Source organism: Escherichia sp. WS1450 (assembly GCF_046487395.1).
GTDB lineage: Bacteria > Pseudomonadota > Gammaproteobacteria > Enterobacterales > Enterobacteriaceae > Escherichia > Escherichia coli.
This window is the reverse complement of record NZ_JBJQJO010000006.1, coordinates 110,832-133,272: the sequence shown is the minus strand read 5'-3', so window position 1 is coordinate 133,272 and position 22,441 is coordinate 110,832. Positions and strand designations below refer to the sequence as shown.

Genomic DNA, 22,441 nt, shown 5'->3' with positions numbered 1-22,441 from the left:
TTAATCCTCTCGGGCAAAAAGTGCCTCTATAAAGTCGTCCGCCTTAAACGGACGCAAATCCTCAATACGTTCGCCGACACCAATGTAGCGGATAGGGATACCAAACTGGTCAGCCACCGAGAAAATTACCCCGCCTTTCGCCGTGCCGTCCAGTTTCGTTAGCGTGATGCCGGTTAAGCCAACGGCTTCGTGAAACAGTTTGGCCTGGCTTACCGCGTTCTGCCCGGTGCTGGCATCAATAGTCAGCATAACCTCATGCGGCGCTTCAACGTCGAGTTTCTTCATCACGCGGACGATTTTCTTCAACTCTTCCATCAGGTGCGATTTGTTCTGCAGGCGTCCGGCGGTATCGGCAATCAGGACGTCGATATTACGCGCTTTAGCGGCCTGAATGGCGTCGAAGATAACAGAGGCGGAATCCGCACCGGTATGCTGGGCAATCACCGGAATATTGTTGCGCTGACCCCAGACCTGAAGCTGTTCAACCGCTGCCGCACGGAAAGTATCGCCCGCCGCCAGCATCACCGATTTACCCTGCTGCTCAAACTGACGCGCCAGCTTACCAATCGTCGTGGTTTTACCCACACCGTTGACGCCTACCATCAGGATCACGAACGGCGTTTTACCTTCAACATTCAGCGGCTCATCGACTTTCGCCAGAATCTCGCCCATCTCTTCTTTCAGCAGGCCATAGAGCGCCTCGGCATCACGAAGCTGCTTGCGGGATGCGCCTTCCGTCAGATTGGTGATAATTTTACGTGTGGTTTCCACGCCCACATCGGCGATCAACAGCTGCTCTTCCAGCTCTTCAAACAGATCATCGTCGATTTTTTTACCGCGGAACAGGCTGATAAATCCGGAACCGAGGTTTTCTTTGGTTTTTAACAGGCTGCGTTTCAGGCGCGCGAAGAAACCTTCTTTGGTCGGTTTTTCCTGCTCCTGAGCGATTTCTTCCACCGGCTGCTCTTCTTCTGCCGGAGGAACCACCATCACCGCCTCTTCTGCCGCTTCGGCAGCCAGCGCCTGTGCTTCCAGCTCTTCGTCGGTGATTTCTTCTTTAGCCGCTTCTTCTTCCGCCGCTTCGACAATCTCTACGGTTTCCGCTTCGGCCTGCCACTCTTCTGGCGAAACCTCTTCGGCGTTGACGTCTTCCGGCAACGGCAGCTCTTCACGCTCGATAACCACTGGCTCCGGCGTTTCTTCTACGACCGGTTCCGGCTGTGCAACGACTTCCGCTTCAGGCTGCGCTTTTTCACTTTCAGCAACCTGTTCAGTGACTTCCACAACGTCGGCAGCAAAAGTTTCCGCCTCGGCTTCAGTATGCGCCTGCGGCTGCTCTTCAACGGCTTGTTCAGAAGCCTTCGCAGGCTCTTGCGCCGGAACGATTTCTTCTACAACCGGTTGTTCATTCTGAACTTCTGTCTCTTTTTCCGGGGTCTGCTCTTTTTGACCAAAGCCCAGCCAGGAAAAAAAGCCACGTTTTTTTTCTTTCGCCATTTGCGACTACACTCCTCGCTGTTGCTTCATGGCACAGCGTTAACGCTATGTACATAGCAGCTAAAAAAATGATGAAATAGTCTATCACTTAACTTAATTCACATCACCGCCTGCAAGTATGTGTTATCTGGCGGATTGAGCAATTTATCATGAAAAAACCGAATCATTCCGGCAGCGGCCAGATCCGCATTATTGGCGGGCAGTGGCGAGGCCGTAAACTCCCGGTTCCTGAGAGCCCAGGTCTGCGCCCCACCACAGACCGCGTACGCGAAACGTTGTTTAACTGGCTGGCTCCGGTCATTGTTGACGCCCAATGTCTGGATTGCTTCGCCGGGAGCGGCGCGCTGGGGCTGGAAGCGTTATCGCGCTACGCTGCGGGGGCCACATTGATTGAAATGGATCGCGCGGTTTCTCAGCAGTTAATTAAGAATCTGGCGACACTAAAAGCAGGCAATGCACGCGTGGTGAACAGCAACGCGATGTCATTCCTGGCGCAAAAAGGCACACCGCATAATATCGTGTTTGTCGATCCACCGTTCCGCCGTGGCTTGTTAGAAGAGACGATAAATTTACTGGAAGATAACGGCTGGCTGGCTGACGAAGCCCTGATTTATGTCGAAAGCGAAGTCGAAAACGGTCTGCCCACTGTTCCGGCAAACTGGTCATTACATCGGGAAAAAGTGGCGGGTCAGGTGGCTTATCGGCTGTATCAACGCGAAGCACAAGGAGAAAGTGATGTTGATTAATATTGGACGTTTGTTAATGCTCTGCGTTTGGGGATTTTTAATCCTCAACCTGGTGCATCCCTTCCCGCGTCCGCTGAATATTTTCGTTAACGTGGCGCTGATTTTTACCGTGCTGATGCATGGTATGCAACTGGCGCTATTGAAATCCACTTTACCGAAAGATGGCCCGCAGATGACCACCGCCGAAAAGGTGCGGATTTTCCTTTTCGGCGTGTTTGAACTGCTGGTCTGGCAGAAGAAATTTAAAGTTAAAAAATAACCTTATTGTTCGCCAACAAAGCTGACAAAGCGCGTTCCTTTATAGCTCAGCGTACCTTTATCGCCCATTGTCAGGGCGTGGTACTGCTGGGCGTCGAGGCGAAACGTCTGCTCCATTCCTCCGCTTTGCGGTTTGAAGCTTGCCTCATAGCGCATACTGGTGCCTGCCGGAGTCACTTCCTGCTGGCGCGAACGGCGATCGTTAATCGGTTTTTCCCGCTTGTTGCTCACCACCACCAGCTTTTGCTGGAGCGGTGCCATATCATTATCAGCTTTTTCCCGTCGTTGTTGCATAAAACGAAACGATGCGGCGACGATGATTAAGCCAATGATAACAATAAAGAAAAGAGGTGGTTTGCTCATCTTTATCCCTCATCGGAAAATGCGGAATTAAGCATACCCTGCCAGTTATGGTGTTGTCATCCGTCCACCCTCGCCACTAAACTGGAAGCAAGACCGTAGGCATTCCGCTTACGAAAAAATAACGAATTCAAGGAACTAAGATGCTTTGGTCGTTTATCGCTGTCTGTCTTTCCGCATGGCTATCTGTGGATGCATCGTATCGTGGGCCAACCTGGCAACGCTGGGTGTTTAAACCGTTAACCCTTCTTCTCCTGCTGTTACTGGCCTGGCAAGCGCCAATGTTCGACGCCATTAGCTATCTGGTGCTGGCGGGGCTGTGCGCCTCACTGCTGGGCGATGCGCTAACCCTGTTGCCACGTCAACGTCTGATGTACGCCATCGGCGCGTTTTTCCTCTCGCACCTGCTGTACACCATCTATTTCGCCAGTCAGATGACGCTCTCTTTCTTCTGGCCTCTGCCACTGGTGTTGCTGGTTCTGGGCGCGCTGTTACTGGCGATTATCTGGACGCGTCTGGAAGAGTATCGTTGGCCTATCTGCACGTTTATCGGCATGACGCTGGTGATGGTGTGGCTGGCAGGTGAACTGTGGTTCTTCCGTCCGACCGCTCCGGCGCTCTCTGCGTTTGTCGGCGCTTCGTTGCTGTTTATCAGTAACTTTGTCTGGCTGGGTAGTCACTATCGCCGACGCTTCCGTGCGGACAACGCTATTGCTGCGGCCTGCTACTTTGCCGGTCATTTCCTCATCGTTCGCTCGCTGTATCTCTGATAAAACTTGACTCTGGAGTCGACTCCAGAGTGTATCCTTCGGTTAATGAGAAAAAACTTAACCGGAGGATGCCATGTCGACTCCTGACAATCACGGCAAGAAAGCCCCTCACTTTGCTGCGTTCAAACCGCTAACCACGGCACAGAACGCCAACGACTGTTGCTGCGACGGCGCATGTTCCAGCACGCCAACGCTCTCTGAAAACGTCTCCGGCACCCGCTATAGCTGGAAAGTCAGCGGCATGGACTGCGCCGCCTGTGCGCGCAAGGTAGAAAATGCCGTGCGCCAGCTTGCAGGCGTGAATCAGGTGCAGGTGTTGTTCGCCACCGAAAAACTGGTGGTCGATGCCGACAATGACATCCGTGCCCAGGTTGAATCTGCGGTGCAAAAAGCGGGCTATTCCCTGCGCGATGAACAGGCCGCCGACGAACCGCAAGCATCACGCCTGAAAGAGAATTTGCCGCTGATTACGCTTATCGTGATGATGGCGGTAAGTTGGGGACTGGAGCAGTTTAATCATCCGTTCGGGCAACTGGCGTTTATCGCGACCACGCTGGTTGGACTGTACCCGATTGCTCGTCAGGCATTACGGCTGATCAAATCCGGCAGCTACTTCGCTATTGAAACCTTAATGAGCGTAGCCGCTATTGGTGCGCTGTTTATTGGCGCAACGGCTGAAGCTGCGATGGTGTTGCTGCTGTTTTTGATTGGTGAACGACTGGAAGGCTGGGCCGCCAGCCGCGCGCGTCAGGGCGTTAGCGCGTTAATGGCACTGAAACCAGAAACCGCCACGCGCCTGCGTAACGGTGAGCGTGAAGAGGTGGCGATTAACAGCCTGCGCCCTGGCGATGTGATTGAAGTTGCCGCAGGCGGGCGTTTGCCTGCCGACGGTAAACTGCTCTCACCGTTTGCCAGTTTTGATGAAAGCGCCCTGACCGGCGAATCCATTCCGGTGGAGCGCGCGACGGGTGATAAAGTTCCTGCAGGAGCCACCAGCGTAGACCGTCTGGTAACGCTGGAAGTGCTGTCAGAACCGGGTGCCAGCGCCATTGACCGGATTCTGAAACTGATCGAAGAAGCCGAAGAGCGTCGCGCACCCATTGAGCGGTTTATCGACCGTTTCAGCCGTATCTACACGCCCGCGATTATGGCCGTCGCCCTGCTGGTAACGCTGGTGCCGCCGCTGCTGTTTGCGGCCAGCTGGCAAGAGTGGATTTATAAAGGGCTGACGCTGCTGCTGATTGGTTGCCCGTGTGCGTTAGTTATCTCAACGCCTGCGGCGATAACCTCCGGGCTGGCAGCAGCAGCGCGTCGTGGGGCGTTGATTAAAGGCGGTGCGGCGCTGGAACAACTAGGTCGTGTTACCCAGGTGGCGTTTGATAAAACCGGTACGCTGACCGTCGGTAAACCGCGCGTTACCGCGATTCATCCGGCAACGGGTATTAGTGAATCTGAACTGCTGACACTGGCAGCGGCGGTCGAGCAAGGCGCGACGCATCCACTGGCGCAAGCCATCGTACGCGAAGCACAGGTTGCTGAACTCGCCATTCCCGCCGCCGAATCACAGCGGGCGCTGGTCGGGTCTGGCATTGAAGCGCAGGTTAACGGTGAGCGCGTGTTGATATGCGCTGCCGGAAAACATCCGGCTGTTGCATTTGCTGGTTTGATTAATGAACTGGAAAGCGCCGGGCAAACGGTAGTGCTGGTAGTGCGTAACGATGACGTGCTTGGCGTAATTGCATTGCAGGATACCCTGCGCGCCGATGCTGCAACTGCCATCAGTGAACTGAACGCGCTGGGCGTCAAAGGGGTGATCCTCACCGGCGATAATCCACGCGCAGCGGCGGCAATTGCCGGGGAACTGGGGCTGGAGTTTAAAGCGGGCCTGTTGCCGGAAGATAAAGTCAAAGCGGTGACCGAGCTGAATCAACATGCGCCGCTGGCGATGGTCGGTGACGGTATTAACGACGCGCCAGCGATGAAAGCCGCCACCATTGGGATTGCAATGGGCAGTGGCACAGACGTGGCGCTGGAAACCGCCGATGCAGCATTAACCCATAACCACCTGCGCGGCCTGGTGCAAATGATTGAACTGGCACGCGCCACTCACGCCAATATCCGCCAGAACATCACCATTGCGCTGGGGCTGAAAGGGATCTTCCTCGTCACCACGCTGTTAGGGATGACCGGACTATGGCTGGCGGTGCTGGCAGATACGGGTGCGACGGTGCTGGTGACAGCGAATGCGTTAAGGCTGTTGCGCAGGAAGTAAAAGTGTTGCCTGATAGCCTCTGGCTATCAGGCTTAGTGCTGAGGCGGGAACGGCGGCATAGTCAGGAAAGCATAATAAAGCGCTAACATCAGAATGACAGAGACAACACAGCATGCAGCAACCAGGCGGGATGCTATAGATGGCCTTTTGAACATCAACCACAGGGCATAAGCAAGCCCGACACCGTTAAGTAAAGGTAAAAAAATCATTAGCCAGAGCCAACCCCAGGCAAGTACCCCCAGCCATCCCCCCACGACGATAAAAACAGGGATCAGCCAATTGGGGGTGAAGATCGCGAGTAATCCCAGCAATGCCAGACAAACTGGAATTAAATAATCCATTTGTGCATTCCATTACACTTGCTTGCCGGATGCGGCGTAAACGCCTTATCCAGCCTACACAGGGCATCGAACTCGTAGCCATGATAAAACGCGACAGCGTCGCATCAGGCATTGCGCACCGTATCGCCAGATGCAGCTTGAACGTTTTATCCGTCCTACAAACCGGTTGCAAGCCGCAAAATTGAGCGCGATCGGTCCGCTAGCCTGATCCACCTTACCCCGATTTGCGAATCAAATAACGATAAGGCAGTTCATCCGTCTCTTTAGCAACCAGCTCATGTTCCATAAAGGTACAAAACCCAGGAATATCGCGGGTCGTCGCCGGATCGTCAGCAATAATCAGCAACGTTTCACCTGGCTGCATATTGCGCACAGTTTTGCGCACCATCATTACTGGTTCCGGGCAGCGCAGGCCAAGCGCGTCGAGTGTGTGGTCAGGGCTGGAAAAGAGATCGGTCATTTTCTTCTCATCACATAAAAAAACGGCGCTAGTTTACGCCCTGTGAGTCCGTAAGCAAACCAGGTTAACGATTGCGTGAAAATTAACCATTGCATTGTCAACGTAAAGCAGTATCATGCGGCGGCTCGAAAAAAGGGTCAGCACGTTATTATGTTAAGGTAACAGACGTGTCGTACGTATTGGGTTCCCTCACCCCAATGGTTAATCAAAAAGGTACAATATGAACGTTTTCTCGCAAACTCAACGCTATAAGGCGTTGTTCTGGTTATCGTTATTTCATCTTTTGGTGATCACCTCCAGTAACTATCTGGTTCAGCTTCCCGTCTCCATTTTTGGTTTCCATACCACCTGGGGCGCGTTTAGCTTTCCGTTTATTTTCCTTGCTACCGACCTGACCGTGCGTATTTTTGGCGCACCGCTGGCCCGTCGTATCATCTTTGCGGTGATGATCCCGGCGTTACTGATCTCCTACGTCATCTCGTCGCTGTTCTATATGGGTTCCTGGCAGGGATTCGGCGCGCTCGCCCACTTCAACCTGTTTGTCGCCCGTATCGCCACCGCCAGTTTCATGGCCTACGCGCTGGGGCAAATCCTCGACGTGCACGTTTTTAACCGCCTGCGTCAGAGTCGCCGCTGGTGGCTGGCACCGACGGCTTCCACACTGTTCGGTAACGTCAGCGACACGCTGGCCTTTTTCTTCATTGCCTTCTGGCGTAGCCCGGATGCCTTTATGGCTGAACACTGGATGGAAATCGCGCTGGTCGATTACTGTTTCAAAGTGTTAATCAGTATCGTTTTCTTCCTACCAATGTATGGCGTATTACTCAATATGCTGTTGAAAAGACTGGCAGATAAATCCGAAATCAACGCTTTGCAGGCGAGTTAAAGGTTCGTTATCAGAGTTGTGATAAGATGGATGAATGAGCCGTTATGGCCGTTTATCGAAAGGAAGAAGTCAATGCGCAATCTGGTTAAATATGTCGGAATTGGCCTGCTGGTTATGGGGCTTGCGGCCTGTGATGATAAAGACACTAACGCTACGGCGCAGGGTTCGGTCGCGGAAAGTAACGCTACCGGGAATCCCGTCAACCTGCTTGATGGCAAGTTAAGTTTCTCGCTGCCAGCGGATATGACCGACCAGAGCGGTAAGCTGGGAACGCAGGCTAATAACATGCATGTCTGGTCCGACGCCACCGGGCAAAAAGCAGTCATCGTCATCATGGGCGATGATCCGAAAGAAGATCTGGCGGTGCTGGCGAAGCGCCTGGAAGATCAGCAACGTAGCCGCGATCCGCAGCTGCAAGTGGTAACCAATAAAGCCATTGAGCTGAAAGGTCACAAAATGCAGCAGTTAGACAGCATTATCTCCGCGAAAGGCCAGACGGCGTACTCTTCCGTTATTCTGGGTAACGTGGGTAATCAACTGCTGACCATGCAAATTACGCTGCCAGCTGACGATCAGCAAAAAGCACAGACCACCGCAGAAAACATCATTAATACGCTGGTTATTCAGTAAGTTTTAAGATGATGAGATGGCCTCAGGAACTTCCACCGGAGGCCGTTTTTTTAATCGCCACGTCAGTAATAACGCGATTGCGACCAGTCCCGCCGCCGCCAGATAAATCACCGGGACGCCCGCCCAGCTCATCACCAGCCCAGCCAGTGGTCCGGTCACGCCAAGCGATAAATCCATAAATACGGTGTAAGTTGCCAGCGCCGCCCCCTGATTTTGCTGCGGAACCGCTTTTACCGCCACTACGCCCAATGCCGGGAACACCAGTGAAAACCCGGCCCCCGCCAGCAAGACGCCGATTTTCGCCATCCACGGCATAGTCGCCACGCCAACCAGTAGCAGGCCGATTATCTCAACGCTAAAGCAAATCATCGCTACGTTTAAGCCGCCGATACGGTTAATGCCGTTAGGGAATAACAAACGCGTACCGACAAACGCACAGCTAAACAGCGTCAGCGCGAAAGCCGCACCGTCCCAACCTTTAGCGTCATAAAACAGCGTGATAAAGGTGGCAATAACGCCAAATCCGGCGGAAGCCAGTGCCAGCGCCATACCGTACAGCCAGACGCGCCCAAGCACCGCGCGAAACGGCAGCGGTTTGCCTTTACTGGCTTTTACCGTCGGACGCGGGATCGCCAACAAAATGGCCACCAGCGCCACGCCCATAATGATTAACGCTAACGCCTGCAAGCCGCCCCAGTGATAAAACACGACACCTAACGGCGCACCCATCGCCATCGCCCCGTAAGTGACAATGCCGTTCCACGAAATCACCCGTCCGATATGCAGCGAGCCAACCACGCCAACGCCCCACAGGGTCGATCCCGTTCCGGCAAAACTTTGCCCAATCCCAAGGATGACGCGCCCCAGGCAAAGTAATAACAGGCTGATGACGGGCAGACTGGCGGTTAATCCTGCCGTCAGATACCCCAGACCGCTCAAAAAGCAGCCGCACAAACCGAAGACGACAATCTTTTTGGGCCCCAGCAAATCGGCGTAACGTCCGGCATGAGGACGGCTCAGCAAGGTGGCGAAATATTGCAGGCTGATAACCAATCCTGCCCAGAAAGCGCTAAAGCCCATCACATCATGGACATAGCCCGGTAATACAGCGAGCGGTAACCCGATGGTGAGGTAGCTGGCGAAGTTAAACATGACTATAGAGACAATGCGCAAATTCAGGCGCAATCCGTTTAGCGCGGGTTCGGCTACGGGTTCGGGCATGAGGATCACCACATTTTTACAACAGTGTTTCATTTTTACCACGTGCTGACGTGAAAATCAGCAGTAAGAATCAGAATATTGCTGGCGTGACTCCCGCTACACTTAATACAAAAAGTCACAAGGAAGCCCCAATGGAAACCCCTCAACCCGATAAAACGGGCATGCACATTCTGCTCAAGCTGGCCTCGCTGGTAGTGATCCTCGCGGGCATTCACGCAGCGGCAGATATCATTGTGCAGCTGTTACTGGCGCTGTTTTTTGCCATCGTCCTCAACCCGCTCGTCACCTGGTTTATTCGTCGGGGAGTACAACGCCCCGTTGCCATTACGATTGTGGTGGTGGTGATGCTGATCGCACTAACTGCGCTGGTCGGCGTACTGGCGGCATCGTTTAACGAATTTATCTCTATGCTGCCGAAGTTTAATAAAGAGCTAACGCGCAAACTTTTTAAATTGCAGGAGATGTTGCCTTTTCTTAATTTGCATATGTCACCGGAGCGAATGCTGCAGCGGATGGACTCGGAAAAAGTGGTTACCTTCACCACGGCGCTAATGACCGGGCTTTCCGGGGCAATGGCGAGCGTGCTTTTGCTGGTGATGACCGTAGTTTTCATGCTGTTTGAAGTGCGCCACGTCCCTTACAAAATGCGTTTTGCGTTGAATAATCCACAGATTCACATCGCCGGACTACACCGCGCCTTAAAAGGTGTTTCGCATTATCTGGCGTTAAAGACGCTGCTAAGTTTATGGACAGGCGTAATCGTCTGGCTGGGGCTGGCGCTAATGGGCGTACAGTTTGCGCTGATGTGGGCAGTACTGGCGTTTTTGCTCAACTACGTGCCCAATATCGGCGCGGTAATTTCCGCCGTACCGCCAATGATTCAGGTGCTGCTGTTTAATGGCGTTTACGAATGTATTCTGGTCGGCGCATTGTTTTTAGTGGTCCATATGGTCATCGGCAATATTTTAGAACCACGGATGATGGGCCATCGCCTGGGGATGTCCACCATGGTGGTATTTCTTTCATTGTTAATTTGGGGATGGCTGCTCGGCCCGGTAGGGATGCTACTTTCGGTACCATTAACCAGCGTGTGTAAAATCTGGATGGAAACCACCAAAGGCGGTAGCAAACTGGCGATTTTACTGGGACCGGGCAGACCGAAAAGTCGATTACCGGGTTAATAGCACCTCCTGAGCAGGCAATGGCCACCGTTTATCTAACAGTGGCCATTTGATTTGAGGAAATGAAGAAACATTATTCAGACAATTAATTTATAAAAACCATTCCTTAAGTCAAATATATATAAACGCCGAATAGCGATTAAATCCTTCTCAAAGAATGCACTGATAACATTGTGTTATTTTTATTGCCTCATTTTTCTCACTCACTTATAGTTGGTCCCCGCTGGCAGTAATTTAGTCATTTCAGAAATTTTTACTCTGATGTGCACTTACTGACTTATCTCACAAGTAATTTTTTCGCTAAATAAAGAATAGTGATGCCAGCAATTACAGTTAAATCTTGCTTTACTCGTAAAAACAATACTTTAATGGGGTTCTAATGAGACATTACATGAAATGGTTTGCGGCTATTGCTGTTGTGGGTGCTTTAGCGGGTTGCGCGCGTACTGCGCCAATTGATCAGGTTCACTCAACCGTCAGCGCTGGTCATACCCAGGAACAAGTGAAAAAAGCGATTCTGAAAGCTGGCGTTGAACGCAAATGGATTATGTCCGAAGCCGGACAAGGCGTAATTAAAGCACGTCAACAGTCACGCGATCATTCAGCCGAAATTCGCATTAACTACACGGCATCCAGCTACGATATCAATTATGAAAATAGCCAGAACCTACAAGCGTCAGGCGGACAAATTCATAAAAACTACAATCGCTGGGTCCGCAATCTCGACAAAGATATTCAACTGAATTTGTCAGCGGGCGCAGATTTATAATTCTTCCTAAAGTCGGGCCGCTGCGGTCCGATAATAATTTAATTCCCTCTTAACAGGTTGTGCCCAACATGTACGAACAGGATTCTCTTAGCGCACTGGATGCGATTACCGAAGCTCAACGCATTGCCTTTGCCCCTATGCTTTTTCAAACAGCACTCTGCCTACGTAATGCGGGTGTACTTTCATATCTGGATCGGCAAGGCAAACATGGCGCAACGCTGGCTGATATCACCGAACATAGCCATATCAACGAATATGCGGCCAGCGTTCTGTTAGATATGGGCTTAAGCGGGCGAATTATTACCTGTAAAGAGGGAATGTATTACCTGGCGAAAATCGGTCATTACCTCCTGCATGACACTATGACTCGCGTGAATATGGATTTCACCCAGGATGTCTGTTACCAGGGGCTCTTCTTCCTCGCCGATTCACTCAATGAAGGAAAACCGTCCGGGTTAAAAGTATTTGGCGACTGGTCGACGATATATCCGGCACTTTCACAATTACCAGACGCCGCTCGTGAAAGCTGGTTTGCGTTTGATCATTACTATTCAGATGGCGCATTTAACGCCGCACTGCCTTATGTATTCGCCAACAACCCCACAACATTGTACGATGTAGGCGGCAATACGGGTAAGTGGGCTTTGCGTTGCTGCAAATACAATGAAAACATCGCCGTGACGTTATTAGATCTGCCACAACAAATCGTACTAGCGAAAGAAAATATCGCGAATGCAGGTTTTTCTGATCGCATAGATTTCCATGCGGTGGATATGCTAAGCGATGCCCCATTACCGGGCGAGGCTGATATCTGGTGGATGAGCCAATTTTTAGACTGTTTTTCACCCGAACAAATAATTAGCATACTCAGCAAAATCGCCAGCGTAATGAAGCCTGGCGCAAAAGTTTGCATCATGGAGTTGTTCTGGGATGCGCAGCGGTTTGAAGCAGCATCATTTAGCCTGAACGCGTCCTCACTTTATTTTACCTGCATGGCAAACGGTAACAGCCGTTTCTATAGTGCAGAGAAATTTTACGACTATCTGAATAAAGCAGGATTCCAGGTAGCAGAGCGCCACGATAATTTAGGCGTTGGGCATACACTTTTGATATGCCAAAAGAAATAATCGTCACTTAATAATTTTGGTTTACCGCGGGCGCGCGTTGATGAAATTTACATTAAATATTACCGACTGGCAGGCACTGGCGCCTGGACTTAGCGAAGCGCAGCAATGGCAAGCATGGTCGCGCCAGCCGTGGGCGATTGACCCTGCCGCGCCGTTGGCAAAATTAAGTGAACTGCCAATGATGACCGCCCGCCGCCTTAGTTCAGGCAGCAAACTGGCTGTTGAATGCGGTCTGGCAATGCTACGCCGCCATCAGCCAGACGCCGTTTTGTATACCAGTCGTCATGGCGAACTGGAGCGCAATTACCGCATTGTTCATGCACTGGCAACCGAACAGGCGCTTTCTCCGACCGACTTCGCGCTCTCCGTACACAACTCTTCCGTGGGTAACCTGACCATTGCGGCCAAACAGCCGATAGTTTCGTCATCGCTTTCTGCTGGTCGCGACACTTTCCAGCAAGGTTTGTGTGAAGTGCTTAGCCTGTTACAAGCGGGATACCAGCGCGTGTTGATGGTCGATTTTGACGGTTTTCTGCCCGAGTTTTATCACCCACAACTGCCATCAGAAATGCCGACCTGGCCGTACGCCGTCGCGCTGGTGATTGAATCTGGCGATGACTGGCAATGTGAAACGCAGTCAGCCATTGCGGGCAATGAAACATCACTGCCGCAAAGCATGTTGTTTTTACAGCATTATTTACAAAATGCAGACGCATTTTCACTGCCTGGCGAGCGCGTGCAATGGCGCTGGAGCCGCAGATGAGTAAGCTGATGTCACGTCTGGAGTGGACCTGGCGACTGGTCATGACCGGGTTATGTTTTGCCCTGTTTGGTCTCGGCGGCCTGCTGCTTTCTGTCGTGTGGTTTAACATATTGTTAGTTTTGGTGTGGGATACTTCCCGCCGCCGTCGTTTGGCGCGTCGCAGCATTGCCGCCAGTTTTCGCCTGTTTTTAACTGTCGCGAAAGGGCTTGGCGTGCTGGATTATCGTATTGATGGCGCTGAAATTTTACGTCAGGAACGCGGTTGCCTCGTCGTAGCCAATCATCCCACGCTGATCGATTACGTGCTGCTGGCGTCAGTCATGCCAGAAACTGACTGCCTGGTGAAAAGCGCGCTGTTAAAAAATCCTTTTCTTGGCGGCGTCGTGCGGGCGGCAGATTATTTAATCAACAGCGAAGCTGAAACCCTGTTACCCCGCTGCCAACAGCGACTGGCACAGGGTGACACTATCCTGATTTTCCCCGAAGGCACGCGAACGAAGCCCGGTGAAAAAATGACGCTGCAGCGCGGGGCGGCGAATATTGCCGTGCGCTGTGCCAGCGATTTACGCATCGTGACGATCGGCTGTAGCGAGCATCTGCTGGATAAACAAAGTAAATGGTATGACGTTCCACCTGACCGGCCGTTTTTTACGGTTGAAGTCCATGGTCGGGTTGAAATCAATAAATTTTACGATGCAACTTCACAAGAACCGGCGCTGACAGCAAGGCAGTTAAACCGGCATCTTTTGCTTCTATTACAACAAGGTTGTTTACCTCTCTCAGGAATAAATAATGCAAGCGCTTTATCTGGAAATTAAAAACCTCATCATCAGCACCCTCAATCTGGACGAGTTGACTCCTGATGATATCGAGACCGATGCGCCGCTGTTCGGCGACGGTTTAGGACTGGATTCCATCGATGCCCTGGAACTGGGACTGGCAGTAAAAAATGAGTACGGCGTGGTGCTCTCAGCCGAAAGCGAAGAGATGCGTCAGCACTTTTTCTCCGTCGCCACTCTGGCCTCTTTCATTGCTGCGCAACGCGCCTGAGGAAAGCCATCATGACAGAACAACAAACCGTCTATCAGGAAGTCTCAGCCCTGCTGGTTAAGCTGTTTGAAATCGATCCGCAGGACATCAAACCTGAAGCGCGCCTGTACGAAGATCTGGAACTGGACAGCATCGACGCCGTTGACATGATTGTGCACCTGCAAAAGAAAACCGGTAAGAAAATCAAGCCGGAAGAGTTTAAAGCAGTGCGCACAGTTCAGGATGTCGTAGAGGCTGTAGAACGCCTGCTACAAGAAGCCTGATCTGATGTCGGGCATTCGCTCGCTACCGATGATTAAGCTGCTGACTGGATTATTGCTGCTCGCCTGGCCGTTTGTGATTTGGTTTGGCCTGGCGCATAACGGCCTGCACTGGTTGTTGCCGCTAATAGCGTTGCTGCTATTGTTGCGCCTGCGCCAGACCCGTCGCCGGGCGGGGCCGCTACAAGCCGTCACACAAATCGTCGCTGTCGTGGGCATCGCATTGTGTGTCGCCAGCTTTCTGTTGAAAACGCACCAGCTACTGCTGTTTTACCCGGTAGTGGTTAACGCGATCATGCTGGCGGTTTTTGGCGGTTCGCTGTGGTCGACAATGCCGATAGTTGAGCGGCTGGCACGTTTGCAGGAGCCAGACCTCCCGGAAAAGGGCGTGCGCTATACCCGCCGTGTCACGCAAATCTGGTGCGGCTTTTTCATCATTAACGGCGGAATTGCCCTCTTTACCGCGCTTTATGGCGATATGTCGTTATGGACCGCCTGGAACGGCATGATTGCTTATTTTTTGATGGGAACGTTAATGGCAGGTGAATGGCTGGTGCGCCGTCAGGTGATAAAAAGAGATCGCTCATGAAGCAGACCTTACCGCTTGCACGCTGGCTGACTGCGCCACGCCCTGATGACACGCCCATTGCGTGGCTGGACGAAAGCTCGTGGACACTGGGCGATTTGCGTCACGATGTCGCGCAACTTATCTGCCGCTTGCAGCAACAGCCGGGTGAACGCTGGGCGCTGTGCTTTGAGAACAGTTATTTGTTTATCGTTGCCCTGCTTGCCACGCTACACGCCGGAAAAACGCCGGTGCTTCCGGGGCATAACCGTGTCATCCAGCTTAATGAACAACGTGAACTGTTCGATGGTGTACTTAGCGACAGCGATCTTAACTGGCAAGGTTCATTGCTGTTGGTAGCAAGTTCCCCACAAGTCGCGACACAATCATTCACCTTTGCCGCTATAGCGCCAGACGCTTATATCGAGCTATTTACCTCCGGTTCTACGGGGCAGCCAAAGCGGGTAATTAAACCTGTTCATTTGCTGGACCGTGAAGCAGAACTGCTGGCTGAACGATTAGGCGCACGTCTTGCCGGATGTCGTGTCGTCGGTTCCGTATTGCCGCAGCATCTGTACGGCCTGACTTTTCGCGTTTTCCTGCCAATGGCGCTGGGATTACCGCTGCACGCCGCCATGCTCTGGTATGTCGAACAGTTTGCCGCATTGAGTCACCAGCATCGCTATATCTTCATCAGCAGCCCGGCATTTTTGAAACGGCTGGATACCCAGCTTTCTCCGCCGCCCGTTCAGGTGCTTCTCTCTGCTGGCGGTGAGCTGCCGTGGCAGGACGTAAAACACACCGCGAGCTGGCTGCGCGTCTGGCCTGATGAAATCTACGGCAGCACGGAAACCGGCGTCATTGCCTGGCGTTACCGCGAACAAGAGCAACGCCGCTGGCTGCCCTTTCCAGGTATGCACTTCCAGGCCGAAGGTGAAGCATTTCGTCTCTTTTCACCGCTGATAGCGGAAGATAACGGCCTGTTACTCGATGATCTCTTGCAGTTTAGCCAGGACGGTCAGTTCCATCTGATGGGGCGTCGTGGGCGCATCGTTAAGATTGAAGAAAAACGTATTTCTCTGCAGGAAGTAGAACAACGTCTGCTGGCGCTGGACGGCATTCGCGAGGCGGCGGCAGTTCCCGTTACGCGCGGCGGGCGTCAGAGCATCGGCGTTTTGCTGGTGCTGGATGACGAAGCTCGCCTGCAATGGCAGAACGGCGGCGGGCATAGCCAGGAAATGACCTGGCGGCGATTACTGCGCCCGACGCTGGAGCCAGTTGCTATTCCGCGTTACTGGCGCGTTATTGATGAAATGCCAGTAAACAGTATGAACAAGCGTGTCTATGCGCAATTACAGGAGTTATTTCATGAAGCCCCATGAAATCGAGCGCCATCAGGCACAAGCGAATCACCTTGAGATTGTTTTGCATCTCAGGGCAGATCTGTTCTGGTTTCGCGGCCATTTTGCCGTGCAGCCGTTACTCCCAGGAGTTGCACAAATCGACTGGGCGATGAGCTACGCGCTCACTCTGCTCGCGCCTGGCTGGCGTTTTCACTCTATTCAGAACATCAAATTCCAGTCCCCGTTGCTGCCGGACAACCGCGTCACGCTCACGCTTAACTGGCAGGAAGAACGCCAGATTCTGAGCTTTAGCTATCAGCGTCACGACGGTGACGCCCGCCACACCGCCAGTAGCGGTAAGATCCGCCTATGTCGGTAAACTTTTCTCCCTGCGTGTTGATCCCCTGCTACAACCACGGCGCGATGATGCCGGGCGTGCTGGCGCGTCTTAAGCCATTTAATCTGCCCTGTATTGTAGTGGATGACGGCAGCGATGCCGCCACGCAACAGCAACTGGATAATCTGGTTGCCGAACAGCCTGGCGTGACCTTAATTCGCCTGGCAGAAAACGCAGGCAAAGGCGCGGCAGTGATGCGTGGCTTACAGGCAGCGGCAGACGCGGGCTTCAGCCATGCGGTGCAGGTGGATGCTGACGGTCAGCACTCGATTGAAGACATCCCTAAACTGCTGGCACTCGCTGAACAGCAGCCTGCGGCGCTGATCTCCGGCCAGCCGATTTACGATGACTCCATCCCCCGCTCACGGCTGTACGGGCGCTGGGTCACCCACGTGTGGGTATGGATCGAAACGCTCTCCCTGCAACTGAAAGACAGTATGTGCGGCTTTCGCGTTTATCCGGTTGCGCCAACGCTGCAACTGGCAAAATACGCTACCATCGGCAAGCGGATGGATTTTGACACCGAAGTGATGGTGCGCCTCTACTGGCAGGGAAATACCAGTTATTTCGTGCCGACCCGCGTCACCTATCCGCTGGACGGGCTTTCGCATTTTGATGCCCTGAAAGATAACGTCCGCATCTCGCTGATGCACACACGTCTGTTTTTCGGCATGTTGCCGCGTATTCCTTCACTGCTGATGCGCCACTCTTCCAGCCACTGGGCGCGGCAGAGCGAAGTGAAAGGGTTATGGGGAATGCGCCTGATGCTGCTGGTCTGGCGTCTGCTGGGAAGAACTGCGTTTACCGCGCTGCTTTACCCGGTGGTGGGCGTCTACTGGCTCACCGCTGCTCGTGCACGTAAAGCGTCGCAAGACTGGCTCGCCCGTGTGCGCCAACAACAACCACAGGCAGCAAAACTCAACAGCTATCAGCATTTTCTACGTTTCGGCAACGCCATGCTCGACAAAATCGCCAGCTGGCGCGGCGAGCTGCAACTCGGGCGTGATGTGCTGTTTGCACCAGGCGCAGAAGCGGCACTTAACGTCAGCGATCCGCGCGGCAAATTGCTGCTGGCCTCGCATCTTGGCGATGTGGAAGTGTGCCGGGCGCTGGCAAAAATTCAGGGCTACAAAACCATTAACGCGCTGGTGTTTAGCGAAAACGCCCAACGCTTTAAACAGATAATGCAGGAGATGGCCCCGCAGGCAGGCATCAACCTGCTCCCGGTAACAGATATCGGCCCGGAAACCGCCATCCTGCTGAAAGAGAAGCTGGATAACGGCGAATGGGTGGCGATTGTCGGTGACCGCATCGCCGTCAACCCGCAACGCGGCGGCGACTGGCGCGTCTGCTGGAGTCCGTTTATGGGCCAGCCTGCGCCTTTCCCACAGGGGCCGTTTATTCTTGCGTCTATTTTGCGCTGCCCGGTGAATCTGATTTTCGCCCTGCGCCAGCACGGCAAGCTGCATATTCACTGCGAAACCTTTGCCGACCCGCTGCTGTTGCCGCGTGGCGAACGCCAGCAGGCGCTGCAAAACGCTATCGATCATTACGCCGCGCGTCTGGAACATTACGCGCTCCAGTCGCCCCTCGACTGGTTTAATTTTTTCGATTTCTGGCAACTGCCGGAAGTCCAGGACAAGGAGTAAAGGGTGCTTAACGATCCCCGATTTACCGCTGAAGTCGAGCTGACCATTCCCTTTCACGACGTCGATATGATGGGCGTGGCCTGGCACGGTAACTATTTTCGCTACTTTGAAGTGGCCCGCGAGGCGCTGCTCAACCAGTTCAATTACGGCTATCGGCAGATGAAAGAGTCCGGTTATTTGTGGCCAGTGGTCGATGCGCGGGTGAAATATCGCCACGCCCTCACCTTTGAGCAACGCATCCGCGTGCGTGCACATATCGAAGAGTTCGAAAACCGTCTGCGGATTGGCTATCAGATTTTCGATGCCGAAACGGGCAAACGCGCCACCACCGGATACACCATTCAGGTCGCGGTCGACGAGCAAAGCCGCGAACTGTGCTTTGTCAGCCCCGATATTTTGTTTGAACGCATGGGAGTCAAACCATGAAATTTTTACCACTGCTGGCGCTGCTGATTAGCCCGTTTGTGAGCGCCCTGAACCTGGACGATCTTCAGCAACGCTTTACCGAACAGCCGGTGATCCGCGCTCATTTCGATCAAACCCGGACGATTAAAGATCTGCCGCAGCCGCTACGATCTCAGGGCCAGATGTTGATCGCCCGCGACCAGGGGCTGTTGTGGGATCAAACCTCACCATTTCCCATGCAACTATTGCTGGACGATAAACGCATGGTGCAGGTGATCAACGGTCAGCCGCCGCAAATCATCACGGCAGAAAATAACCCGCAGATGTTCCAGTTTAACCACCTGCTGCGCGCGCTGTTCCAGGCCGATCGCAAAGTGCTGGAACAAAATTTCCGCGTCGAATTTGCTGACAAAGGCGAAGGCCGCTGGACACTGCGCCTGACGCCGACCACCACGCCGCTGGATAAAATTTTCAACACCATCGATCTCGCCGGGCAAACCTATCTGGAGAGCATTCAGCTTAATGATAAACAGGGCGATCGCACCGATATCGCTCTTACCCAACATCAACTGACGCCAGCGCAACTGACCGATGACGAACGCCAACGTTTTGCCGCCCAGTAAACGCCCGGCGCTGTTATGGGGGATCGTCTGCCTGGTCATGGCGGCGGCGTTGCTGATCCTGTTGCCGCAATCACGACTGAACAGTAGCGTGCTGGCTATGTTACCCAAACAGGCGATGGGCGATATTCCTCCAGCGCTGAATGACGGCTTTATGCAGCGTCTGGACCGCCAACTGGTGTGGCTGGTCAGCCCCGGTAAAGAGGCTAATCCCAGGGTGGCTCAGGAGTGGCTGACGCTGCTGCAAAAATCCGCTGCGCTCGGCGACGTTAAAGGGCCAATGGATGCCGCCAGCCAGCAGGCGTGGGGAGCGTTTTTCTGGCAGCACCGCAACGGCCTGGTTGACCCCGACACCCGCGCGCGCCTGCAAAACGGCGGCGAAGCGCAGGCGCAGTGGATCCTCTCCCAGCTTTATTCTGCGTTCTCCGGGGTAAGCGGTAAGGAGCTGCAAAACGATCCGCTGATGTTAATGCGTGGCTCGCAGCTGGCGATGGCGAAAAACGGCCAGCGTTTGCGGCTGATGGACGGCTGGCTGGTGACGCAGGATCCCCAGGGCAACTACTGGTATCTGCTGCACGGCGAACTGACGGGATCGTCGTTTGATATGCAGCAAACCCACCAGCTCATCACGACCCTGAATACGCTGGAAAAGGATCTGAAAACGCGTTACCCGCAGGCGCAGTTGCTCTCGCGCGGCACGGTGTTTTACAGCGATTACGCCAGCCAACAGGCGAAGCAGGATATCTCCAACCTGGGCGTGGCAACGCTGCTGGGGGTGATATTACTGATTGTGGCGGTGTTCCGCTCTTTACGCCCATTGCTGCTTTGCGTGATTTCCATCGGCATCGGCGCGCTGGCGGGAACGGTCGCCACCTTGTTGATTTTCGGCGAATTACACCTGATGACGCTGGTGATGAGCATGAGCGTTATCGGCATTTCCGCTGACTACACGCTCTATTACCTCACCGAGCGGATGGTGCACGGCAATGACGTTTCGCCGTGGCAAAGCCTGGCGAAAGTGCGCAATGCCCTGCTGCTGGCGCTGCTCACCACCGTGGCGGCGTATCTGATTATGATGCTCGCCCCCTTCCCCGGCATTCGCCAGATGGCGATTTTTGCCGCCGTCGGGTTGAGCGCCTCCTGTCTGACCGTCCTGTTCTGGCATCCGTGGCTGTGCCGTGGCCTGCCGGTGCGTCCGGTTCCGGCGATGGCGCTGATGCTGCGCTGGCTGGCTGCGTGGCGGCGTAATAAAAAACTGTCGCTGGGTCTGCCCGTCGCGCTGGCGCTGTTTTCGCTGGCGGGGATGTCAATGCTGCGCGTCGACGACGATATCTCGCAGTTACAGGCGCTACCGCAGCATATTCTGGCCCAGGAGAAAGCCATTACCGCCCTGACCGGACAAAGCGTCGATCAAAAATGGTTTGTAGTTTACGGCGACTCTCCACAGCAAACATTGCGGCGGCTGGAGAAATTTACCGCCTCGCTGGAGAATGCGAAAAAAGAGGGGCTTATCAGCAACTACCGCACCATTCCGCTGAACTCCCTGGCGCGGCAGGAGGAAGATTTACATCTGCTGAAAACGGCTGCCCCGACAGTAACAAAAGCACTGCAAAATGCCGGGCTGGCGGCAGTGAATCCGGATCTCAACGCCATGCCAGTGAAGGTCGATGAATGGCTGGCAAGCCCCGCCAGTGAAGGCTGGCGTCTGCTGTGGCTGACGCTGAAAAACGGCGAAAGCGGCGTACTGGTGCCGGTTGAAGGGGTTAAAAGTAGCGCGTTGTTGCAGGAAATCGCCAGCGATTACCCTGGCGGCATTGCCTGGGTTGATCGCAAAAGCACCTTTGATGAGTTGTTCGCACTTTACCGCTACGTCTTAACCGGTTTGTTGCTGGTGGCGCTGGCGGTGATTGCCTGCGGCGCAGTGGCCCGCCTCGGCTGGCGCAAAGGGCTTATCAGCCTGGTGCCTTCGGTACTTTCGCTGGGCTGCGGTCTGGCAGTGCTGGCGATGAGCGGGCAGGCGGTGAATCTCTTTTCGCTACTGGCGCTGGTGCTGGTGCTTGGCATCGGCATCAATTACACGCTGTTTTTCAGTAATCCGCGCGGTACACCGTTAACTTCCCTACTGGCGATCACGCTGGCAATGCTCACCACCTTGCTGGCGCTGGGAATGCTGGTATTCAGCGCCACCCAGGCCATCAGCAGTTTTGGCATTGTGCTGGTGAGCGGTATTTTCACCGCCTTCCTGCTTTCGCCGCTGGCTATGCCCGATAAAAAGAGAACAAAAAAATGATCAAACCCACATTCTGGCGAGCGTTCGCCCTGACCGCTACGCTTATCCTCACCGGCTGTAGCCACTCGCAACCGGAACAGGAAGGTCGCCCACAGGCGTGGCTGCAACCTGGCACGCGCATCACGCTGCCGGCACCAGGGATTTCGCCCGCCGTTAATTCCCAGCAACTATTGAGCGGCAGCTTCAACGGCAAAACCCAGTCTCTGCTAGTGATGCTTAACGCCGACGACCAGAAAATCACCCTTGCCGGGCTGTCGTCGGTCGGCATTCGTCTGTTTCTGGTGACCTACGATGCGCAAGGGCTACGCGCCGAGCAATCCATCGTCGTCCCACAGTTGCCGCCCGCAAGTCAGGTGCTGGCTGACGTGATGCTTAGCCACTGGCCGATTAGCGCCTGGCAACCGCAACTCCCCGCTGGATGGACGCTTCGCGACAACGGTGACAAACGCGAACTGCGTAACGCCAGCGGCAAACTGGTCACGGAAATCACCTATCTGAATCGCCAGGGAAAACGCGTGCCAATCAGCATTGAACAGCATGTCTTTAAATACCACATCACCATTCAATATTTAGGTGACTGA

The 22,441-nt window shown here is 53.8% G+C and carries 26 protein-coding genes; 21 read left to right on the top strand and 5 right to left on the bottom strand.

The features are described 5' to 3' along the window. Positions 1 to 1,497, bottom strand: a complete 1,497-nt coding sequence (ftsY, locus tag ACJHYR_RS09425; protein WP_001040619.1) for a signal recognition particle-docking protein FtsY — start codon at positions 1,495 to 1,497, stop codon at positions 1 to 3. Between the two features lie 149 nt (positions 1,498 to 1,646). Between ftsY and rsmD the strand changes: the two genes are divergently transcribed. Together rsmD and ACJHYR_RS09415 are read left to right on the top strand one after the other, a co-directional pair. Beyond that, positions 1,647 to 2,243, top strand: a complete 597-nt coding sequence (gene rsmD / locus ACJHYR_RS09420) for a 16S rRNA (guanine(966)-N(2))-methyltransferase (RefSeq protein ID WP_072837411.1) — start codon at positions 1,647 to 1,649, stop codon at positions 2,241 to 2,243. After that, positions 2,233 to 2,502, top strand: a complete 270-nt coding sequence (locus ACJHYR_RS09415; protein ID WP_001295207.1) for a DUF1145 family protein — start codon at positions 2,233 to 2,235, stop codon at positions 2,500 to 2,502. Before rsmD ends, ACJHYR_RS09415 begins: the two co-directional genes overlap by 11 nt. Positions 2,503 to 2,504: 2 nt before the next feature. Here the strand turns inward: ACJHYR_RS09415 and ACJHYR_RS09410 are convergent, their stop codons facing one another. Beyond that, complete coding sequence (locus tag ACJHYR_RS09410) at positions 2,505 to 2,864, bottom strand: DUF2500 domain-containing protein (RefSeq protein ID WP_000042883.1); 360 nt, start codon at positions 2,862 to 2,864, stop codon at positions 2,505 to 2,507. Positions 2,865 to 3,004: 140 nt separating this feature from the next. Between ACJHYR_RS09410 and ACJHYR_RS09405 the strand changes: the two genes are divergently transcribed. Beyond that, positions 3,005 to 3,631, top strand: a complete 627-nt coding sequence (locus tag ACJHYR_RS09405; RefSeq protein WP_000964718.1) for a lysoplasmalogenase — start codon at positions 3,005 to 3,007, stop codon at positions 3,629 to 3,631. Between the two features lie 73 nt (positions 3,632 to 3,704). After that, entirely contained in the window at positions 3,705 to 5,903 is a 2,199-nt protein-coding gene (zntA, locus tag ACJHYR_RS09400) for a Zn(II)/Cd(II)/Pb(II) translocating P-type ATPase ZntA (protein ID WP_000106497.1), read from the top strand. Positions 5,904 to 5,935: 32 nt separating this feature from the next. Here the strand turns inward: zntA and ACJHYR_RS09395 are convergent, their stop codons facing one another. Further along, positions 5,936 to 6,244 (bottom strand): hypothetical protein, encoded by a 309-nt coding sequence (locus ACJHYR_RS09395; RefSeq protein ID WP_000385056.1) that lies wholly within the window; start codon positions 6,242 to 6,244, stop codon positions 5,936 to 5,938. Positions 6,245 to 6,458: 214 nt separating this feature from the next. Beyond that, positions 6,459 to 6,704 (bottom strand): sulfurtransferase TusA, encoded by a 246-nt coding sequence (gene tusA, locus ACJHYR_RS09390; protein WP_000130620.1) that lies wholly within the window; start codon positions 6,702 to 6,704, stop codon positions 6,459 to 6,461. 220 nt (positions 6,705 to 6,924) lie between these two features. Here tusA and ACJHYR_RS09385 point away from each other — a divergent pair, with 220 nt between their 5' ends. Together ACJHYR_RS09385 and dcrB are read left to right on the top strand one after the other, a co-directional pair. Then, positions 6,925 to 7,590: a 7-cyano-7-deazaguanine/7-aminomethyl-7-deazaguanine transporter gene (locus ACJHYR_RS09385; RefSeq protein WP_001100467.1), complete on the top strand. Its 666-nt coding sequence runs from the start codon at positions 6,925 to 6,927 to the stop codon at positions 7,588 to 7,590. Between the two features lie 72 nt (positions 7,591 to 7,662). Continuing rightward, positions 7,663 to 8,220, top strand: coding sequence for a phage sensitivity protein DcrB (dcrB, locus tag ACJHYR_RS09380; RefSeq protein WP_001245295.1), 558 nt, complete (start codon positions 7,663 to 7,665; stop codon positions 8,218 to 8,220). 3 nt (positions 8,221 to 8,223) lie between these two features. Here the strand turns inward: dcrB and ACJHYR_RS09375 are convergent, their stop codons facing one another. Further along, complete coding sequence (locus ACJHYR_RS09375) at positions 8,224 to 9,474, bottom strand: MFS transporter (RefSeq protein ID WP_001322923.1); 1,251 nt, start codon at positions 9,472 to 9,474, stop codon at positions 8,224 to 8,226. Positions 9,475 to 9,572: 98 nt separating this feature from the next. Between ACJHYR_RS09375 and ACJHYR_RS09370 the strand changes: the two genes are divergently transcribed. From ACJHYR_RS09370 to ACJHYR_RS09300, 15 genes are all read left to right on the top strand, one after another. Continuing rightward, positions 9,573 to 10,622 (top strand): AI-2E family transporter, encoded by a 1,050-nt coding sequence (locus ACJHYR_RS09370; protein WP_000449758.1) that lies wholly within the window; start codon positions 9,573 to 9,575, stop codon positions 10,620 to 10,622. 391 nt (positions 10,623 to 11,013) lie between these two features. Next, positions 11,014 to 11,391: a hypothetical protein gene (locus tag ACJHYR_RS09365; RefSeq protein WP_001306335.1), complete on the top strand. Its 378-nt coding sequence runs from the start codon at positions 11,014 to 11,016 to the stop codon at positions 11,389 to 11,391. Between the two features lie 68 nt (positions 11,392 to 11,459). Continuing rightward, positions 11,460 to 12,518, top strand: a complete 1,059-nt coding sequence (locus tag ACJHYR_RS09360; RefSeq protein WP_000273198.1) for a methyltransferase — start codon at positions 11,460 to 11,462, stop codon at positions 12,516 to 12,518. 40 nt (positions 12,519 to 12,558) lie between these two features. Continuing rightward, the gene (locus ACJHYR_RS09355) at positions 12,559 to 13,281 is read left to right on the top strand and encodes a beta-ketoacyl synthase chain length factor (protein WP_001306336.1); all 723 of its coding nucleotides are present in this window, start codon (positions 12,559 to 12,561) and stop codon (positions 13,279 to 13,281) included. Next, positions 13,278 to 14,099 (top strand): lysophospholipid acyltransferase family protein, encoded by an 822-nt coding sequence (locus ACJHYR_RS09350; protein WP_141011288.1) that lies wholly within the window; start codon positions 13,278 to 13,280, stop codon positions 14,097 to 14,099. Before ACJHYR_RS09355 ends, ACJHYR_RS09350 begins: the two co-directional genes overlap by 4 nt. Next, complete coding sequence (locus ACJHYR_RS09345) at positions 14,074 to 14,331, top strand: phosphopantetheine-binding protein (RefSeq protein ID WP_001148686.1); 258 nt, start codon at positions 14,074 to 14,076, stop codon at positions 14,329 to 14,331. The genes ACJHYR_RS09350 and ACJHYR_RS09345 overlap by 26 nt, the downstream gene beginning before the upstream one ends. A gap of 11 nt (positions 14,332 to 14,342) precedes the next feature. Continuing rightward, the gene (locus ACJHYR_RS09340; RefSeq protein ID WP_000139646.1) at positions 14,343 to 14,594 is read left to right on the top strand and encodes an acyl carrier protein; all 252 of its coding nucleotides are present in this window, start codon (positions 14,343 to 14,345) and stop codon (positions 14,592 to 14,594) included. Positions 14,595 to 14,598: 4 nt separating this feature from the next. Next, on the top strand, positions 14,599 to 15,180 hold the full coding sequence (locus tag ACJHYR_RS09335) for a hypothetical protein (RefSeq protein WP_000014366.1): 582 nt from the start codon (positions 14,599 to 14,601) through the stop codon (positions 15,178 to 15,180). Further along, positions 15,177 to 16,538 carry an AMP-binding protein gene (locus ACJHYR_RS09330; RefSeq protein WP_000815047.1) on the top strand — a complete coding sequence of 454 codons (1,362 nt, stop codon included), beginning with the start codon at positions 15,177 to 15,179 and terminating at the stop codon, positions 16,536 to 16,538. The genes ACJHYR_RS09335 and ACJHYR_RS09330 overlap by 4 nt, the downstream gene beginning before the upstream one ends. After that, positions 16,525 to 16,878: a 3-hydroxyacyl-ACP dehydratase FabZ family protein gene (locus tag ACJHYR_RS09325; protein WP_001306337.1), complete on the top strand. Its 354-nt coding sequence runs from the start codon at positions 16,525 to 16,527 to the stop codon at positions 16,876 to 16,878. Before ACJHYR_RS09330 ends, ACJHYR_RS09325 begins: the two co-directional genes overlap by 14 nt. After that, positions 16,869 to 18,545, top strand: coding sequence for a glycosyltransferase family 2 protein (locus ACJHYR_RS09320; protein ID WP_059327883.1), 1,677 nt, complete (start codon positions 16,869 to 16,871; stop codon positions 18,543 to 18,545). Before ACJHYR_RS09325 ends, ACJHYR_RS09320 begins: the two co-directional genes overlap by 10 nt. Positions 18,546 to 18,548: 3 nt before the next feature. Further along, positions 18,549 to 18,971 (top strand): acyl-CoA thioesterase, encoded by a 423-nt coding sequence (locus tag ACJHYR_RS09315; protein WP_000930891.1) that lies wholly within the window; start codon positions 18,549 to 18,551, stop codon positions 18,969 to 18,971. After that, positions 18,968 to 19,573 carry a LolA family protein gene (locus tag ACJHYR_RS09310; RefSeq protein ID WP_000670558.1) on the top strand — a complete coding sequence of 202 codons (606 nt, stop codon included), beginning with the start codon at positions 18,968 to 18,970 and terminating at the stop codon, positions 19,571 to 19,573. Before ACJHYR_RS09315 ends, ACJHYR_RS09310 begins: the two co-directional genes overlap by 4 nt. Next, the gene (locus ACJHYR_RS09305) at positions 19,542 to 21,860 is read left to right on the top strand and encodes an MMPL family transporter (protein WP_077248658.1); all 2,319 of its coding nucleotides are present in this window, start codon (positions 19,542 to 19,544) and stop codon (positions 21,858 to 21,860) included. Before ACJHYR_RS09310 ends, ACJHYR_RS09305 begins: the two co-directional genes overlap by 32 nt. Beyond that, entirely contained in the window at positions 21,857 to 22,441 is a 585-nt protein-coding gene (locus ACJHYR_RS09300) for a DUF3261 domain-containing protein (RefSeq protein ID WP_000595147.1), read from the top strand. Before ACJHYR_RS09305 ends, ACJHYR_RS09300 begins: the two co-directional genes overlap by 4 nt.

Coding starts and splice junctions, on each gene's coding strand:
- ACJHYR_RS09350 (WP_141011288.1), top strand. CDS start 13,278: ATGAGTAAGCTGATGTCACGTCTGGAGTGGACCTGGCGACTGGTCATG.
- ACJHYR_RS09305 (WP_077248658.1), top strand. CDS start 19,542: ATGACGAACGCCAACGTTTTGCCGCCCAGTAAACGCCCGGCGCTGTTA.
- ACJHYR_RS09330 (WP_000815047.1), top strand. CDS start 15,177: ATGAAGCAGACCTTACCGCTTGCACGCTGGCTGACTGCGCCACGCCCT.
- zntA (WP_000106497.1), top strand. CDS start 3,705: ATGTCGACTCCTGACAATCACGGCAAGAAAGCCCCTCACTTTGCTGCG.
- ACJHYR_RS09405 (WP_000964718.1), top strand. CDS start 3,005: ATGCTTTGGTCGTTTATCGCTGTCTGTCTTTCCGCATGGCTATCTGTG.
- ACJHYR_RS09360 (WP_000273198.1), top strand. CDS start 11,460: ATGTACGAACAGGATTCTCTTAGCGCACTGGATGCGATTACCGAAGCT.
- ACJHYR_RS09325 (WP_001306337.1), top strand. CDS start 16,525: ATGAAGCCCCATGAAATCGAGCGCCATCAGGCACAAGCGAATCACCTT.
- ACJHYR_RS09410 (WP_000042883.1), bottom strand. CDS start 2,864: ATGAGCAAACCACCTCTTTTCTTTATTGTTATCATTGGCTTAATCATC.
- ftsY (WP_001040619.1), bottom strand. CDS start 1,497: ATGGCGAAAGAAAAAAAACGTGGCTTTTTTTCCTGGCTGGGCTTTGGT.
- ACJHYR_RS09415 (WP_001295207.1), top strand. CDS start 2,233: ATGTTGATTAATATTGGACGTTTGTTAATGCTCTGCGTTTGGGGATTT.
- ACJHYR_RS09345 (WP_001148686.1), top strand. CDS start 14,074: ATGCAAGCGCTTTATCTGGAAATTAAAAACCTCATCATCAGCACCCTC.
- ACJHYR_RS09320 (WP_059327883.1), top strand. CDS start 16,869: ATGTCGGTAAACTTTTCTCCCTGCGTGTTGATCCCCTGCTACAACCAC.
- ACJHYR_RS09375 (WP_001322923.1), bottom strand. CDS start 9,474: ATGAAACACTGTTGTAAAAATGTGGTGATCCTCATGCCCGAACCCGTA.
- dcrB (WP_001245295.1), top strand. CDS start 7,663: ATGCGCAATCTGGTTAAATATGTCGGAATTGGCCTGCTGGTTATGGGG.
- ACJHYR_RS09370 (WP_000449758.1), top strand. CDS start 9,573: ATGGAAACCCCTCAACCCGATAAAACGGGCATGCACATTCTGCTCAAG.
- ACJHYR_RS09385 (WP_001100467.1), top strand. CDS start 6,925: ATGAACGTTTTCTCGCAAACTCAACGCTATAAGGCGTTGTTCTGGTTA.
- ACJHYR_RS09365 (WP_001306335.1), top strand. CDS start 11,014: ATGAAATGGTTTGCGGCTATTGCTGTTGTGGGTGCTTTAGCGGGTTGC.
- ACJHYR_RS09355 (WP_001306336.1), top strand. CDS start 12,559: ATGAAATTTACATTAAATATTACCGACTGGCAGGCACTGGCGCCTGGA.
- ACJHYR_RS09340 (WP_000139646.1), top strand. CDS start 14,343: ATGACAGAACAACAAACCGTCTATCAGGAAGTCTCAGCCCTGCTGGTT.
- ACJHYR_RS09310 (WP_000670558.1), top strand. CDS start 18,968: ATGAAATTTTTACCACTGCTGGCGCTGCTGATTAGCCCGTTTGTGAGC.
- ACJHYR_RS09395 (WP_000385056.1), bottom strand. CDS start 6,244: ATGGATTATTTAATTCCAGTTTGTCTGGCATTGCTGGGATTACTCGCG.
- rsmD (WP_072837411.1), top strand. CDS start 1,647: ATGAAAAAACCGAATCATTCCGGCAGCGGCCAGATCCGCATTATTGGC.
- ACJHYR_RS09300 (WP_000595147.1), top strand. CDS start 21,857: ATGATCAAACCCACATTCTGGCGAGCGTTCGCCCTGACCGCTACGCTT.
- ACJHYR_RS09335 (WP_000014366.1), top strand. CDS start 14,599: ATGTCGGGCATTCGCTCGCTACCGATGATTAAGCTGCTGACTGGATTA.
- tusA (WP_000130620.1), bottom strand. CDS start 6,704: ATGACCGATCTCTTTTCCAGCCCTGACCACACACTCGACGCGCTTGGC.